We start from the raw sequence: 17,754 nt of genomic DNA on the forward strand, positions 1-17,754 counted from the left end.
CTATGATCATCAGAGAAGCCTCCCTAAATGACCTTGACGGCGTTTGGGAAATTTTTGAACACGTTGTTAAAGGGGGCGATACTTACGCTTATGCCCCTGATAGTACAAAAGACGATTTGCCTAAGCTTTGGTTTGCACCTACTGCAACAGTTTATGTTGCCGAAGAGAATAATAAAATCCTGGGCACCTACTATATTAAACCAAACCAGGTTGGCCTCGGCAAGCATGTAGCAAACTGTGGTTACATGGTGCATCCTGATACGCGCGGCAGAGGTTTAGGTCAGCAACTTGGCGAGCATTCGTTGCTGATGGCCAAAGAAAGCGGGTATAAAGGCATCCAGTTTAATTTTGTGGTAAGCACTAATACCACTGCTGTAAAACTCTGGCAAAAACTGGGTTTCAGCATTATAGGTACCATCCCCAAAGGTTTTAACCATCAACAGTTGGGTTATGTGGATGCCTATATCATGTTTCAGGAGATCCGTTAGCTCGTCAATGTTTTATCAGCGTATATTTTTACGGATACGGCTGAGGGATTGCGGGGTGATGCCTAAATAGCTGGCAATATCTTTTAAAGGCACACGCGGGGCGATATCCGGGTTTTGCTCCACAAACAGTCGGTACTGGTCTTCGGCGGTTTCACCAAGGTAGCGGTTTCGCACGTTTACCTTATGTATCAAGTGCTGCTGATTAATATTATCGATCACATCCCGCAGGTAAGGCAGCTGTGCATACAGGGCCATTAGCCTGGCTTTGGTTATCGCCATAATTTCCGCATTGCAACAGGCCTGTATAGCCGTTGGGGTGATAATTCCTTCATTAAAACTTTGCAGAATGGTGCACAGGTGACTTTCCCGGTAGAAAAAATGAGTGATATCTACACCTCGTTCATTATGGGTTGTAATACGCACCACGCCCTTACAAACAAAATACATTTCAGAGCAGATCCGGTGGCCCTTAAACAGATACTCGCCTTCCTTAAAGCTTTTAAGTTCAAAAGCTTTAAGGATCAGCTGGGCATCTTCGTCGGAAATGTGCCTGAACTGTTGAAAATAACTGATAAGCGGGTTGGGCATGAGCATTTAATGACTAATGATGAGGCAAATATATTAGTGATTTCTGTTTTCAGCTCAAATTAATGTTTTTAAATAAATCCCTTTTGGTTTGGTATTTGTTTCTTCATTATTATTAAAGTTAATGTAATACTTAATATTATGAATATTATTCAGGGAGCATCAGGACAAGTTGGGTCGGCTATTGTGACCGATCTTGTAAAAAAAGGCGAGCCTGTAAGGGGTATCGTAAGAAGTAAGGAAAAAGCAGAACTGCTTAAAAAGAAAGGTGCTGACAGCGCTATTGCAGATGTGTTTGACCAGCAAGCCATAACGAAGGCCCTGGAAAATGGATCAACATTATTTGTCATCACTCCGGAAACCGGGAAAGGCGACGATGTATTAGGCGATACCAAAAAGAGTCTCCAAAATATCCGGAAAGCGATAGAAAAATCGTCTGTAAAAAAAGTGGTTGGTCTGTCGTCAATTGGCGCGCAATATGATGAGGGTACAGGCAACCTGCTCATGTCCTATTTTTTAGAAAACGCCTTTAAAGATCTGGATATTGAGCAGTCCTATATCCGGCCTGCCTATTATTACAGCAATTGGATGGCCTATTTGCCTGTAGTAAAAGAGAGTGGCATTTTGCCCACTTTCTTCCCTGTCAACCTGTCTATCCCAATGATATCACCCATAGATGTGGCCAAATTTGCTGTTGATATCATTACCAGTGATGATTCCGGAAATAAGATTTATGAGGTATCCGGTCCGGAATCAATCAGCTCGGCCGGCGTAGCGGAGGCATTTTCAAAGGCTTTGCATCAAGAGGTGCAGGCGAAACAGATCCCTCGTGATCAGTGGCCGTCGACCCTTAAAAAAATAGGATTCTCAGAAGATGCGATCAAAAACTTTATCGAAATGACCGACGCGGTTATATCCGGCCGGGTGCATGCCGAAAACGAGGGTACTATAGCCTTAAAAGGAAAAACCACGCTGCAAGAATATATTAAGAGTGCGCTAAACTAAATTTCATCTAATACAAAAGGAGCAATGCTGCATGATAAATCATGTTTCATTGCTCCTTACCAGATCAGTTATACGCCTTGAGCGTTAAATTTTATTTGTAAAACTTGGGTGCTATCGCCATAGATAGCAGATCGGTTTTATGCTTATTTAATAGTTTTTTCCACCAGAACTGAAATTTACGAGGATATACCACCCGGTCTTTAAAATCGGCCTTATGAAGATCTTCCATGGCCAACAATTTGTACATCACCTTGCGCGAATGATCAACAACCGCGTGTGATCTTTCGGTATATCCCAAGATCCGGTTTATCTCCCGGTTGGTTTTCCCAATCAGTATATATTCAAATATCTGTAAATGTAAAGTTGAAAATCCTTTGGTTTTGAGTAATGGCCTGCTTACCGATAATCTATCCTGCTTAATCATAAACCCTGATGTTAAAATCTCTACTTTATTTTTTCAAACTCAATAATTTCAATCGTGCTTCAACCAGTGCTTTACTTACACGGATTTGAGCTTTTATTATTCGGATCTTTAAGCACTTTAAACTCGGTACGCCTGTTTAACTGACGTCCGGCCGGGTTATCTTTTCCATTAGGAAGCGAGTTAGGTGCAATTGGCTTTCTTTTACCATAGCCTTTTGCAAATACACGTGCAGCTTCGATACCTTTTGATATAATATAGGTAACGCATGATTGAGCCCTGGCCTGCGATAACTTATCGTTATACTTATTTGAGCCAATGGAGTCGGTATGTGCACTTAATTCAACCTTTATAGTAGGGTTATCCTTAAGTACACCGATCAATGTATCCAAAACAACTTTTGATTCCGGCCTCAATGTAGCTTTGTTAAAGTCGTACAATACATTTTTTATAACTATTGGTTTCTCCGGTGTAAAGGCCTGTAAACAAATGTCGGGACTGTACAAGGTATCATTACGCATAGTACCTGTGGCTGGTGCTGGAAGATTTTTTGCAAAGTAACAGCCTTTCACTAACCGGAGGCTATGCGGGCGTTTATCGGTTACATCAAATGCATAACGTCCTGTTTTATTAGACACCATTTGTTTAATAGTATCTTTTGACAGCGAATCGATAAAGCTTACTTTAACGCCTTCTAATGGCAAATGAGTATCGCAATCCGTTATAATACCTGATAATACATATTTTTTACTTGTAGCCGAAAAGATAGCCAGACAACAGTCTGATTCACGATCGGAACTAATATAAAACTTGGTGGCATCATCATGATCGGGCAGATAATACAGATCGTCTTTGGCCGAGTTAACGGGATAACCGAGGTTCTTAGGCTCGCTCCATTTATCAAGCGTGCTCTGGCTTTCAAAAAAGTCAAAACCGCCCAAACCTATAAATCCTTTTGAACTGTATACCAATCTTTTATTTGGCAGATCGTAATAAGGGGCTTCTTCGTCAAACGCGGTATTGATCACACTGCCCAGGTTGGTTGAGCTTACAGCATCACCATTAAAATTCAGGTAAGCTACCCAAATATCATCGCCACCCTGGCCGCCTGGTTTATTAGAAGCAAAAAACATACGCAAACCATCAGAGGTAACAAATGGTTGTATAGAGTTAAACCCATCTACGTTTACATTGCTGTTCATTTTCTTTGGTGCGGACCAATCGTTCTCAACCCATTCTGTATAATAAATGGCGTGTATGGTTTTGGCCCCTTCTTTATACCAGCGGGTAAAATACATCCGCTTTCCGGTCTCATTAAATGAAGGGGTTCCATACTCTAATTCTTTTTTACCTTTAGTATCAGGATCTTTTAAATTGATCACGGCAGGTACACCAGGCTTTGATTTATCGAGCAGGTATATCCGGTTAAGGTGCTTTTTATCATCCTTAATAAATCTTGAAGATGTAAAATAACTATTGCCTTCCCGTTGAACCAGGGAATAATCAGAACCATCAGAAGCATAGGGTTCTTTCAGCTTGGTTACTTCCATCAACAATGGATATTGATACTGATCCTTTGCAAAATGACAGTTTTTGATTTCTTTGGTTGCTATATCCTGGTATTTATTTTCGCCGCTGTAATTGGTTTTGAATTGCTCAAGTTGCTTTATAGCATCATCAAAGTGCTGGGTCGCCCTTAAACATACGCCATACCAAAGTCTGGCCAAAGGATATTCCTTTTCATAATTGGCGCTGATCACTTTATAATACCAGCCCTCGGCTTCAATATAGTTCTCATATAAACGGTATGACTCGGCTAACTGATAAGATATATAGGCTTGGTCACCCTGTTTAGTAGGTTTCTTGCTGGTTTTTTCGCCTGCATGATAAGGTATTGCCTGTAGTAAGGTAAGACTTAAACCTTCAGCCGCTCTTTTATAGTAGAAAGCAGCCTCATAGTAATCCTTATTATTAAAGGCCTTATCGCCATAAACTCTCGGATTGTCCTTGCTATACTGGGCATTAACCCCCTTAAACACAAGCAGTATGAGTAATGTAAAAATTATTTTCTTCATGTTGATAAAGTTTAAAGCCTTGGACAAATCGCTTCTGGTTCCTGAATGCGTTTGCGAAATACATAACTTACCGATAATTCGATACCTCCGTTGCCAGATGTAGCACGGGTAAGCGATGATGTATTAAAATCATAACTTGCGCCTATGATCAGGCTGTTAACATGGTAACCTATGTTAGCAATAGCCGCATCCTTAAAACGATACATACCGCCCAATATTAAACCTTTATCATCCTGTAGTTTTAATTCTGAATAAGCACCTACGGCTTTTTCCTCGGCTTTTTGTTGCCTGATATAAATGGCATGCGGGATTATGTCAAAATAATCCGAAGCTTTTATGCGTACACCCGCATGTACGGTATAACGTATAGGCAGTTTAAGACTGGACCCATCAACCGCAAAGGGATCCTTTGACCGGGCAAGGTGGGATACACTTACACCACCAAAAAGGTTAGCATTATGCATGGGATCACCATCATAATAAAACACACCGGCTCCAGCATCAAAGATGGTAGCATTTGTATTTAAAAAGTTTTCATTACTTGGCAGCGTTGGGTCAAAACCACTGCTTGGATTAAACTGGCTGCCAAACTGGGCCTTGTTGGGATCAAAACTGCGGTTAATGATACCAGCCTGTACGCCGAAACTTACTTTTTTGTACCCATCATTTGATACGGAAATGGCATAACCAAAAGAGCCGTAAGCCGCAAAATAGTTATATCCAACATCGCCTGCGGCCTGGTTGATCACATTAAAACCTACCCCCACTTTATCAGTTGGCCTGAAATCAACAGACAGGGCACCCGTTTGATACGCGTTGTTGATAGTTGCGTATTGATTTTTAAAATTCGCATTGACACGCACATCGCCATTGATCACACCGGTTAAGGCCGGGTTCAGGTACAAGGGATAGGCGTAATATTGCGAAAAATGCGGATCGATCTGCGCCTTTAATTGACTTATTGCTCCAATCTGAAGCAGTATTGCCATGATAACTATAATTCTTTTTTTCATAGTAGTTTTATTAATTGTGATGCGGTCATGAAGTACGGTATCACGCTATGATACATGATACCGTACATAAATAAGCCTTATCTTAATAGCGTAACTGTACCTTTTCTCTTAATTACCTGACCATCATTCATGGTAGCTTCAACATAATAAACGTATACACCAACCGGTTGCTTGGTACCCTTATAAGTACCGTCCCATCCGCTTGCTTTATTAGTTGATTTAAATTGCAGCTCACCCCATTGATCGTAAATTGATAATGTTAAGGCCTGGATGGTAGTTCCATAAACGTACAGTATGTCGTTATTTCCATCCCCGTTAGGAGTAAACGCATTCGGTATAAATAATCCGTTACCTAAAGGATTGCTTGTGGTTCCGGTAACCGCTGCTGAATTGGCGCTCAGCTGGCAATCAGAACTTCCGGTTGCACGTACAATAATAGTAGCCGATGCACCAGGCTGTAATCCGCTTACGGTGTGGCTTAAGCCTGCGGCACCTGTACTTGGCGCAACAAAGTGCTGTCCGTTATCTAAGCTTACCTGGTAACCGGTGGCACCTGTAACAGCAGCCCAGGTAAAGGTGATGCTCTCTGAAGTAGTTGAACCTACGCTAACAACCGGAGCAGCCAGCGGAGTAAGCATGGTAACGGTTACCGGTGTTCTGGTGGTTGACACGCAACCGCCTGTTACTTCGGCTTCGGCATAATAAGTAGTGTTGGCCGATAATACCGGTGTTGTAAAGTCTGTACCGGTAAACAATGCCGCACCACCTGTATTAGCAGCATACCATTTTATAACAGCACCAGGTGTTGCGCTGGTAGCTGATATGGTAGTACTTGTTCCAGGGCATATAGATGTACCCTGGGTGCTTGCTTGTGGCGCTATTGGCGCGGATGTTACTGTAACGGTAACACTTGTACGTGAAGCAGACGGACAACCTGTATTATTTACCGCCTCGGCAAAGTATATGGTATTGGTAGTAAGCGTAGGTGTAACAAAGCTTGTACCGGTATACAGTGGCGTGCCTCCGCTTGCGGTACTATACCAGTTATAGGTAAAGTTTGCCTGCGGATTATCAATAGTTAATGTTACCGAACCTCCGGCGCAATTATTTACAGAATTACCGCCAGCTACTACCGGTGCTCCAGGTGCAGGAACCGCGGTTACCTGTACAGTTGCCAGACCTGAGCTTGAGCAGGTTCCGCTTGCTGCTTCCACATAATAAGTAGCATTTCCGTTAACGGCTCCAAGCGGGAAGCTTGATCCTGTAAATACCAGGTTAGTTCTTCCGGCATCGGTATACCAGTTGTAAGTAATACCTGCCTGCGGTGAATTTACAGAAAGTGTTGCTGTGCTACCCAAACAAACCTGTAGTGGATTCGGACCCGAAACCGTTGGTGTTGGTGGCTGAGCCGTTACTTTCACCGGCGCGGCTATTCTTGTTGAGGCGCTACAAGCTTGTGCATTTGTAGCCTCAACATAATAGGTTACATTGGCTGTTAACACAGGTGTTGTAAAGGTTGAACCTGTAAATACAGACGTTCCGCCTGTAGCTGATGTATACCAGGTATACGTTGTGCCAGCAATAGGGTTGGTTATTTTGATAGTAGCCGCACTATTCTGACAAGTGGTTAAGCTGGTAGCGTCAACTGTTGGGTCTGGCGCTTTGGTGTTATCTATATTAATAGTTACCGAAGTACGTGGTGAACTTGAGGTACAACCTGTGGCAGTGCTTACAGCCTCTACATAGTAAGTAGTAGCAGCTGCAATTACCGGAGTAGTAAACGTAGAGCCGGTAAATATCGGTGTACCGCCTGTTGCCACATTGTACCATTTGAATGTTACATTAGGCGTAGTGCTTTTTGCAACTAATACCGCCGAACCACCTGAACAAACCGTTGGTGTAGACGAACCCGCCTGAGTAGTTACAGTTGGCCCGTTTGGTAATGTGTTAACAACCACATCAACTTTTGTACGGGTAGCAGATGTACAACCAGCACTGTTTGATGCTTCTACATAATAGGTAGCATTAGCCGTTAATACCGGGGTTTTAAAGGTTACCCCACTGGCCAGTGCTACACCACCTGTGGCCGAGCTATACCATTTGTAGGTAAGTAATACACTTGGGTTAAGGACTGCCAACGTAGCATCAGAACCAGAACAGGTTGGCTGTGTATTACCACCTGCTATTACCGGTGCTCCAGGTGCTGTTACAGGGGTAATTTGGGCAAAGGCTAAACCATTGCTGCTGCAACCAGTGCTGTTTACTGCTTCTACATAAACATCTGTAGTCGCGGTTATCGGTCCGGTTACATATGGGTTACCGGTAAACAGTAAGTGAGCTTTAGTAGCATCGGTATACCATTTATAGGTAATGCCAGCCTGTGGTGTTTTGATTGATAATGTAGCAGGGCTGCCTAAACATACCTGTACGTTAGCCAAGGTCAGTGTCGGATCTGCCGGTAATGGAGTAACTGTTACCGGTGCCTGCGCACGTGCCGATGCATTACAGTTACCTGCTGTTGCTGCCTCAACATAATAAGTTGTATTGGCAGTTAAAGCCGGGCTAATAAACTGTACACCTGTAAATAATAACGTGCCATTAGTTGATGCATCATACCATCTGTAAACCAGACCTGGTTGCGGGTTGGATATATTGATGGTAACTGATGAGCCTGAACAAGCAGTAAGACCGCCAGTTGGGATCTGTATTACAGGGGTTGGAGGTATCGGCAATACCGTTACATCTACTTTTGTACGTGTGGCGCTGCTACAGTTGGTTGAACTGGCTGTATTAACTGCCTCAACATAGTAAGTAACACTTGCTGTTAAATTGTTAAGAGGAACTGACGTTCCGGTAAATACCGGTGTACCGCCTGTAGCTGCGGCGTACCAATTATAGGTAACTCCTGCAACAGGGTTGCGCACACTAACAGTAAGGCTACCGCCATTACAAACCGGGGTTGAAGTATCACTCAATACAGGAGCAACCGGTAAACTGTTTGGTGTAACAGTAACCGTAGTCCGGCCACCGCCATTCAAGCAGCTGGTGGTAGCGTTGGTGGCTTCAATATAGTAAGTAATAGCTTGTGTAATTGCCGGAGTTGTAAATGTAGGTCCGGTATGTGCCAATGTACCGCCGGTAGCTGCAGTGTACCAGTTATAGGTAACACCAGCTTCTGGTGAAGTAACAGCCAACGAAGCAGGGCTGCCTGCGCAAACTGCCACATTTGGTGATGCTACACCTGGTTTTGATGGCAATTGGTTAACTTTTATGGTTGCTGTTGTACGTGCCGGACTTGTACAAGTACCGTTTACAGCTTCAACATAATAAGTGATAGTTGATACCGGTGTTACGTTAAAGCTTGTACCTGTAAATACAGGTGTGCCTCCGGTCGGTGATGTATACCAATTAATAGTAGCTCCGTTAGCATTGGTTACCGCAAGAGTTACCTGTTGGCCTGCACAAATCTCAGCAGGGAAGCTGCTCAGTACAGGGTTCACTGGTGCTGGTGTAACGTTAGCTGTTGCCGCTACCCTGTTCGGATTAGGACATAAGGTTGCAGTATGACTGCTCTCTACATAATAAGTAGTAGTTGCCAATATATTGGTTGGGCTATAGCTTGTACCTGTATGTAACAGTGTACCACCTACTGCCGCGCTGTACCATCTGTAAGTTACACCTGCACGTGGGTTGCTCACGGTAAATGTAGCTGTACCGCCCGCGCAAATGTTTTGCGTATTAGTAGCCAGCCTTGGCGCTTCAACCTGTTTGCTTGCGTAGTAGATATTAGTTGTAGTTAACAATGTCGCTATACCTGAGTTCAAGCGAACCTCTACCCTGTCAAACACTGCTTTTGGCGCGAATTTGATGATAGCTGTTTGTCCGCCAGGCAGGATAGCTATTTTTATTAAGTTACTGCTTAATGTAATGCGGTCATTGTTAAAAGTAGCGCCGTTGTATGAGGCTAATTGTATAGAGCCTAATACGTTGATATCGGCCAGACTTCCCGGAACGCTTATTTTCAAGGTAACGGTGTCACCAACAAGCCCCGGATCTGCAAATATGAGTTTTTGTGATACATATGAACCCAGCACGCTGATTGGCAGATGCAGTTGGCTAAAGTTGGTAGTATCCTGGTCAACCGAGTTATTTTCATCAGTTACACCGCAGGCAATACAAACCAGGCCGCCATTCACATCAAATGTTTGGGTTGACGCGAAATCGCAACTGGTTGAGAATATCGGATTAACTTTTACGGTAACCGCTGTGCGTGTTACACTGGTACAGCCTGAGCTTGCCAATGTTGCTTCAACATAATAAGTAGTATTTGATGTTAAAGGCGGCGTAGTAAATGAAGCTCCGGTAAATATTGCTGTACCACCGGTTGCTGATGTATACCATTTAAAGATAGCACCCGCGGTGGTTGATGTAGCAGTTAATGTAGCTGTTTGGCCGGATGTGATTTGTCCGCCCGGAGCGCTTGAAGTAATAACCGGCGCTACAGGTGTAGGGTTAACAATCACATCTGCTTTGGCTCTTATTGAGCTTGTGCAACCACCTGCTGCCGCTTCAACATAATATGAAGTGTTGGCGGTTAAAGCTGGGGTGGTATATTGATTTCCGGTAAATATTGGCGTTCCACCTGTTGGAGTAGTATACCAGTTAAACGTAACTCCCGATTGGGTTGATGTAGCCGATAATACAGCTGATGAACCAGAGCAGGTTGATACCGGTGTTTGTGATACAATTGGTACCAGTGGTGTGGTGGTTACATTTGCGGTTACCTGTGTACGGGTTGAACTACCGCATGATGCAGCGCTGGTAGCTTCAACATAATAAGATGTTGTTGCTGTTAATGCTGGTGTTGTGAATGTAGGACCCGTAAATACTGGTGTACCGCCGGTTGGTGCAGTATACCAGTTAAAGGTAACATTGGCAACTGCCTGTGCTGTAAATATTGCAGGCTGACCAGAACATACAGTTAAGTTTGGTGCGGTTACAACTGGTTTAGCCGGAGCTGGTGTTACCGTTACTGTAGCTGGTGTTCGTATAGCCTGGGCGCAACCATCAGCGGTGCGGCTGGCTTCGGCATAATACGTTGTTGTGGCAGTTAATGCAGGTGTTAAGAAGGTTGCACCAGTAAATAACAATGTTCCGCCAGTTTTTGCATCGTACCATCTTACGGTAACGTTAGCCGGTACGGTAGCCGTTAAAGTAGCTTGCAAGCCCGAGCAAATAGTAACATTTGGCGTACTGATAGTTGGTGACGCTACTGATTGATAAGCATCATAAACATTCACAGCGGCAAGCAGACCGGCAACACCTGAATTAAAGGTGATCTCAACGCGGTCAAATGTATGCGCGGCTTTAAATTTATATTTGAAACGGGTAGTGCCGTTCAATAAAGTAATTTTTAATAATGATCCGTCAACGGTAACACGGTCGCCGTTATAGGTTGAACCATTATAGGTAGCTACTTGGATCTGTGAAAGCAAACCTACGTCGGCTAATGAACCTGGTATACCCAGATCAACAGTAACACTATCACCCACAATACCTGTATTGGCAAAACGCAGCGTTTGTTGTGCCGAACCGCCTAATAAACCTACAGGTACGTGTATTTGTGAGAAGGTTTCGCTGTTGTTATCAACAGAACCGCCTGCATTGCTCACACCGCACAGTAAACATATACCGTTAACTGAACTTGTTTGATCAATTGCCGCGTCGCAAGGAACTGGGTTAGGCCCTATCGGGTTTACGTTAATTACACCAGATGCCCGGGTAGCTGATACAGCTCCAGTAGCCGGAATACTTGATTCTGCATAATAAGTAGTCTGTGCAAATATGCCAGGGCTTACAAAGTTTGGTCCTGTAAATATGCTGGTACCTCCTGTTGGCGTAGTAAACCAGTTAAATACAGCACCTGGTGTGGTTGATGTCGCTGTTAAGCTGCCTGAAGTACCCGCGTTAACGGTTTGTGTTGGCGGATTAACGGCCACATCAGGTATAATGATAGGCTGGTTAACGGTCAGGATCACCGGAGTACGTTGTGCGCTTACGCAACCAGAAGCCAGTGAGCTTTCTGCATAATAAGTTGTAGTAGCGGTTAAAGGCGGTGTAACAAATACCGAACCTGTAAACACTGGTGTTCCGCCGGTTGCTGCAGTATACCATTTAAATATGGCACCAACAGTGGTTGAACTGGCAGTCAGCGTAGCAGAGCTTCCGGTAGTAACCTGACCACCGGCCGGACTAACAGCTACTGTTGGAGCAACTGGTACCGGGTTAACTGTCACATCTGCCTTGGTACGGGCCGGACTAACGCAGCCGTTTGCCGATGCTTCTACATAATAAGATGTATTGGCAGTAAGTACTGGAGTTGTAAATTGAGCTCCGGTTGCTAAAGGCGTTCCACCAGTTGCAGCCGCATACCAGTTATATACTACACCAGCTTGTGTAGGCGAAACGGTTAGCACTGCCGATGAATTTGAACATACAGGTACGGATGCCTGAGCCAGAACCGGGTTAACCGGTGCCGGAGTAACGTTGGCGGTGGCCGACGCTCTGTTAGCGTTAGCACAACCGCTTGAAGCACGGCTGCTTTCTACATAATAAGTAGTGGTTGCATTTAATGCGGCTGTAGTAAAAGTTGCACCGGTATGTACCAGTGTACCGCCGGTTGCCGAAGTATACCATTTATAAGTTATACCGGCACGAGGATTATTCACGGTAAAGGTAGCCGTGCTACCAGAGCATATACTTACAGCTTTAGCAGCCAATGTTGGCGCTTCTACCTGCTTGGTAGCATAGTAGATGTTCAGTGTATTAAATAATGATGCCAAAGCGCCGTTAAACCTGATCTCAACCCGGTCAAATGCCGATTTTGGAGCAAATTTCACTAATGCGGTCTGGTTACCGTTCAGCAATGTAATTTTCAACAGGTTGCTGCTTAAAGTAACACGGTCATTATTATAAGTGTTTCCGTTATAAGAAGCTATTTGTAATTGGTTCAGCACACCCACGGTAGCCAGACTTGCCGGAACTGCTATTTTAACAGTTACGGTATCACCCACAACACCGGCATCGCTGAAGATTAGTTTTTGCGATACGTTTGATCCAACAAGGCCGATCGGAACACTTAACTGACTAAAGTTAGTGGTATCCTGATCAACAGAATTGTTCGGAAAGTTTACGGCGCAACCAACGCAAAGCAGACCGCCGTTCACATCAAATGTTTGTGTGGACGCGAAATCGCAATTGGTAGAAAATATAGGGTTAACTATAATTGATACCGAAGTACGTGTTGCACTTGTACAACCAGCAGCAGTACTTGCCTCTACATAATAAGTGGTATTTGAAGTTAAAGGCGGGGTAGTAAATGAAGTACCTGTAAATATAGGTGTACCGCCTGTGGCAGAAGCATACCATTTGTAGGTAACACCCGCTGCAGGTGAGGTAACTGATAAAGTAGCGGTCTGACCTGATGTCACCTGGCCGGGGGCAGTGATAGTAGGCGCAACGGGTGTCGGATTAACCGACACATCCGCTTTTGCCCTTGTTGAGCTGGTGCAGCCCCCTGTTGACGCAGCTTCAACGTAATATGATGTATTGGCAGTTAATGCCGGGGTAGTAAATTGAGCGCCAGAAGCTACAGGTGTGCCACCGGTAGCAGTAGTATACCAGTTAAAGGTAACACCAGCCTGGGTTGATGAAGCAGCTAATACAGCTGATGAGCCAGAGCATATTTGTACCGGTGTAACCACAGTTGGTACTATAGGTGTTGCAACCACATTAGCTGTTACCTGGGTACGGGCAGAGCTTCCACATGAACCGGCATTAGCCTGAACGTAGTAGGAAGTATTAGCAGTTAATGCAGGGCTGGTAAATTGTGTTCCGGTAAATAATGAAGTGCCACCGGTTGCCGTAGCATACCAGGTAAAGGTAACACCACTAACAGCTTGTACCGTAAATATGGCCGGTTGACCAGAACACACGGCTACTGTTGTAGCGTTAGCCACCGGTGCGGCTGGTGCCGGAACAATGGTAACTGTTGCCGGTGTGCGTTTAGTTTGAGCGCAACCATCAACAGTGCGGCTGGCTTCGGCATAATAAGTAGTAGTGGCATTCAGTACTGGTGTAACAAAGGTTGCACCTGTAAATACCGCAGTACCGCCTGTAGCGGCAGTGTACCATTTTATAGTTACGTTGGCCGGTACGTTGTTGGCGGTCAGCGTGGCAGTTGTTCCTTGACAGGTGCTTACGTTAGCTGTGTTGATAATCGGCACAGCCACTGATTGGTAAGCGTCATAAACATTTACAGTATTCAGTAAGCCGGCAACGCCTGAGTTAAATTGAACTTCGACACGGTCAAATGCCGCGCCTGCTTTAAAGGCTACTCTGAAACGGCTTGTACCATTCAATAAAGTAACATTTAATAAAGATCCGTTTACGGTAAAGAAATCGTTATTGAAAGTAGCCCCATTATAAGTGCCTATCTGAATTTGTGATAACACACCTACGTCGGCCAGTGAACCGGGGATACCTAATTCAACAATAACACTATCTCCAACAATACCTGCATGAGCAAATTGTAATGTTTGTTGTCCCGAAGCACCTAATAAACCTATAGGTACGTGTATTTGTGAGAATGTATTACGATCGTTATCAATTGCTCCACCAGCGTTGGTAATGCCGCATAATAAACATAAACCATTAACAGAATTGGTTTGTGCTGTTGCGGCGGCACAGGCTACCGGATCAGTACCAACAGGAATAATGTTAACTACTGCAGGTGCACGGGTGGCAGATTTTACGCCGGTTGCTGTTACTACAGCTTCGGCATAATAAGTAGTATTGGCAAATACCGGTGGAGTTACAAAAGTTGGCCCTGTAAATATCGGGGTACCACCGGTTGGTGTAGTGTACCAGTTAAATACGGTTCCGGGAGTGGTTGAACTTGCGGTTATGGTACCGGTTGTTCCTATGTTAACTGATTGTGTTGGCGGATTAACAGATACATCCGGTATTACTATCGGGGTAACGGTTACAGGTACAGCAGTTCTGTCTGGTGATACGCAGCTGCCTAATGAAGCTTCGGCGTAGTAAGTAGTATTGGCATTCAATACCGGAGTAGTGAAAGTACTGCCTGTAAATACTGGTGTACCGCCGGTTGCAGTGGTGTACCATTTTATAGTGGCTCCGTTTACAACAGTCGCTTTGAAAGTAGCTGTTTGTCCGGCAAGTATGGTAGCGCTTGATGGCGTTACCACTGGTTTCACCGGTGTATCGTCAACTATTACCTGTACTGGTGCACGTGTTGGGCTTATACAACTTCCGTTACGGCTATACTCCACATAATAAGTAGTATTAGCTGTTAAGGCAGGGGTGGTATAAGACGTTCCGGTATGAACAGCAGTACCACCGGTTGGCGTAGTGAACCAGGCAAAGGTTCCGTTAGCCGGCGTTGGTGATGTAATGGTCAATGTAGCCGGGCTGCCTTTGCAAATTTCAGGGGCGGCCGGATTAAATTTAGGTGTAGGATATTGCTGTACCGCGTAATAGATCTGCAATGAAGTAAGCAAGGTAGCAACACCTGAATTAAGAGTTACCACTATGCGGTCATAATTCCCAACAGCGGGTATAAATGCAGCATACTTACCGGTTCCACTTAGTAACCTTAAAGTCAGCAATGAGTTATTAAGCGGGTAGCTGCCTACCAATGTAGCTCCATTATAAACAGCAACGGTCACTCCGCCAAGCACACTTACATCGGCTAAACCGCCTGGTGTTTGTAAAGCAAGCTTAATAGTATCACCCGCAAAACCAGGGTTCGGGAATATCAATGTTTGTGAAGCTGATCCGCCTAAAAGTCCAACAGGTACGGTTATAGTTGATGCCGTAGTTGTGTCGGCGTCAGCTGCAAGGACGTCGTTATTGATAGAACATAATAAACACAAACCATTAATGGCCGAGCTTTGCTGGTTAGCAAATGTACAAGGCGAATTATTATTGATGGTTACCGTAATGGTTATTGGTGTACGTGTAGCCGATTCGCAACCTGCAGCATTAGCAGCAGCTACATAATATGTAGTAGTGCTGAAAAGTGCCGGTGTTGTAAATGGATTGCCTGTAAATATCGGTGTAGCAGCCGCAGCCGAAGAGTACCATTTATAGGTAATACCTGTTTGCGCGTTACTTACGTTGATAGTGGCTGTTTGGCCTGCTACAATAGTCGCATTATTTACCGCCAGCGTCGGAGCTGCCGGTTTAGGCGTTACAGTTACATTGGCAGCAGCACGTGTACCGCTTGCACAACCCGCAGCGTTAACCGCTTCAACATAATAAATAGTGTTGGCGCTTAAAGCAGGGCTTGTAAAATTAGTTCCGGTAAACAATGGCGTGCCACCGGTTGCGGCAGCATACCAGTTGTAAGTTTGTCCGGCAACAGGCGAAGCAATAGCCAGTACGGCTACATCACCATCGCAAATTGTTACGTTTGGTGTTGTCAATGTTGGCGCTGCAGGCAGCAGGCTTATAGTAGCGGTTACCTTGGTACGTGTAGTACTTACGCAGGTACCTCCGCTTACTGCTTCGGCATAATAGCTTGTAGTAGCAGATAAAGCAGGGCTGGTAAAAGTATTTCCTGTAAACAACGGCGTGCCACCGGTTGCAGCTGCATACCAATTGATAGTAACACCGGTAACCGGTGTGGCCGCAAATACCGCAGTTGAATTAGGGCATACGGCAACATTAGCATTGGCAACAACAGGCGCTGCCGGAATTTGGTTAACATTAATAGTTACCGGAGCCCGGGTAGATGCCGTAGCGCAACCTGGGCGGGTTGCCGATACATAATAAGTAATATTGTTAGTTAAGGCTGGTGTAGTAAAAGTTGCACCAGTAAATGCAGCAATACCGCCTGTTGGCTGGGTGTACCAGTTAAAGGTTGTACCGGCCAGATTGGCAGTAGCATTTAGCGTAACGGTACTGCCGGCACATAACTGAGCTGTAGTTACCGCTACATTATTCACTTTTATGATTGGTTGTGGTATTAGTATCTCGGCCTCATTCAGATCAAGAGTTGATAACACGCTGGCTATCCCGCCAAGCCTGAGCTGAACACGATCGAATACCTTGGTTGGTACGAAGGTAATCGTTAGCCGTTGCCTGTTATTTGACAAGTCAAGCAAACGTAAACGCAATAATGGTCCATTTATAACCTGTGTATCATTATTATCTGTATTACCATTAAAAGTTGATACGGTTGTGCCGGAAAGAAGGCCAACATCAAGCAAGGCTTTTGGTAAAGTTAAGGTAAGCCGTACAGAATCGCCAAGTGTAGAGGCCGATTGGAAAATGAGTGTTTGTTGTGCAAATGCACCTAACGCGCCAACACCCGCGTTAAGGGTGGATGCTGTATTTGGATTACCGTCGATAGCGTTTTGAGGATTTACTACCCCCCCTACGTTTAAACCAAGACCAAGTAACGCTGATGATATGCCGTGCAATTCATCATAAGTTGTATTACAGATCGGAGGGCCAGGGGTGGTGTAAAATGCGTCATACAGATATATGCTGCTTAATGCCCCTAACAAACCGCCGCTGAGTGTTACCCTTACCCTGTCATAAGCTTGCGTTGGAGCGTAAATTAACTCCAATTGATTGTTGTTACTGGCAACGCTTGCCAAAGTAGGCGCGGTAACCGGGGTTCCAGCCACATTTCCGTTATACGGAGTAATCGTAACCCCTCCAAGAAGCGTCACATCGAGCAGGTTATCGCCCGTTCCCAGTTTAATGGTCAGTTGCGTATTAGCAGGAACGGTAGCAGGAAAAATTAATTCCTGGTACGTTGATGCTAAAAGGCCAACCGGCACGTTTAAAGTGGAATACGTTTGCAGATTCGCATCAATGGCATTGCCTTGATTGTTAACCACGCAGCCCAAGCAAAGTAAACCAGTAGCGCCGCTTTGCTGAGTAGTTGCAAAATGGCGTTGTCCGAATATTTGACTTGTAGCGAACAATAACAGGCATAACACTATTATGTACCTGCTATAAAAGGTAAAGGTTCTCATGCAAATGAAGTTAAGATAGGTGCAAATAGTTACACCTTTCAAAACTACATAGCCCCCGAGGATAATTATTAATACATCTTATTCACTTATCCAGAC

The 17,754-nt window shown here is 44.6% G+C and carries 7 protein-coding genes; 2 read left to right on the forward strand and 5 right to left on the reverse strand.

The features are described 5' to 3' along the window. The first annotated feature begins 2 nt into the window (after nucleotides 1–2). Nucleotides 3–488 (forward strand): N-acetyltransferase family protein, encoded by a 486-nt coding sequence (locus tag ACNURT_RS25170; protein WP_419699975.1) that lies wholly within the window; start codon nucleotides 3–5, stop codon nucleotides 486–488. Nucleotides 489–503: 15 nt separating this feature from the next. Here the strand turns inward: ACNURT_RS25170 and ACNURT_RS25175 are convergent, their stop codons facing one another. Beyond that, a complete protein-coding gene (locus ACNURT_RS25175) occupies nucleotides 504–1,076 on the reverse strand; it encodes a Crp/Fnr family transcriptional regulator (protein WP_419699976.1) in 573 nt (190 codons plus the stop codon). A 138-nt stretch (nucleotides 1,077–1,214) separates the two neighbouring features. Here ACNURT_RS25175 and ACNURT_RS25180 point away from each other — a divergent pair, with 138 nt between their 5' ends. After that, complete coding sequence (locus ACNURT_RS25180) at nucleotides 1,215–2,078, forward strand: NAD(P)H-binding protein (RefSeq protein ID WP_419699977.1); 864 nt, start codon at nucleotides 1,215–1,217, stop codon at nucleotides 2,076–2,078. A 91-nt stretch (nucleotides 2,079–2,169) separates the two neighbouring features. On the opposite strand, the gene ACNURT_RS25185 is transcribed toward ACNURT_RS25180, so the two are convergent. The 4 genes from ACNURT_RS25185 to ACNURT_RS25200 form a co-directional block, all read right to left on the reverse strand. Then, nucleotides 2,170–2,502 carry a hypothetical protein gene (locus ACNURT_RS25185; RefSeq protein ID WP_370999014.1) on the reverse strand — a complete coding sequence of 111 codons (333 nt, stop codon included), beginning with the start codon at nucleotides 2,500–2,502 and terminating at the stop codon, nucleotides 2,170–2,172. Between the two features lie 71 nt (nucleotides 2,503–2,573). After that, on the reverse strand, nucleotides 2,574–4,574 hold the full coding sequence (locus tag ACNURT_RS25190; protein WP_419699978.1) for an OmpA family protein: 2,001 nt from the start codon (nucleotides 4,572–4,574) through the stop codon (nucleotides 2,574–2,576). Nucleotides 4,575–4,585: 11 nt separating this feature from the next. After that, nucleotides 4,586–5,587, reverse strand: a complete 1,002-nt coding sequence (locus ACNURT_RS25195) for a PorP/SprF family type IX secretion system membrane protein (RefSeq protein WP_419699979.1) — start codon at nucleotides 5,585–5,587, stop codon at nucleotides 4,586–4,588. A 77-nt stretch (nucleotides 5,588–5,664) separates the two neighbouring features. Continuing rightward, complete coding sequence (locus tag ACNURT_RS25200; RefSeq protein ID WP_419699980.1) at nucleotides 5,665–17,658, reverse strand: gliding motility-associated C-terminal domain-containing protein; 11,994 nt, start codon at nucleotides 17,656–17,658, stop codon at nucleotides 5,665–5,667. Nucleotides 17,659–17,754: the final 96 nt, after the last annotated feature.

The sequence above is a fragment of the Mucilaginibacter sp. NFX135 genome (assembly GCF_048565145.1).
Lineage (GTDB): Bacteria > Bacteroidota > Bacteroidia > Sphingobacteriales > Sphingobacteriaceae > Mucilaginibacter.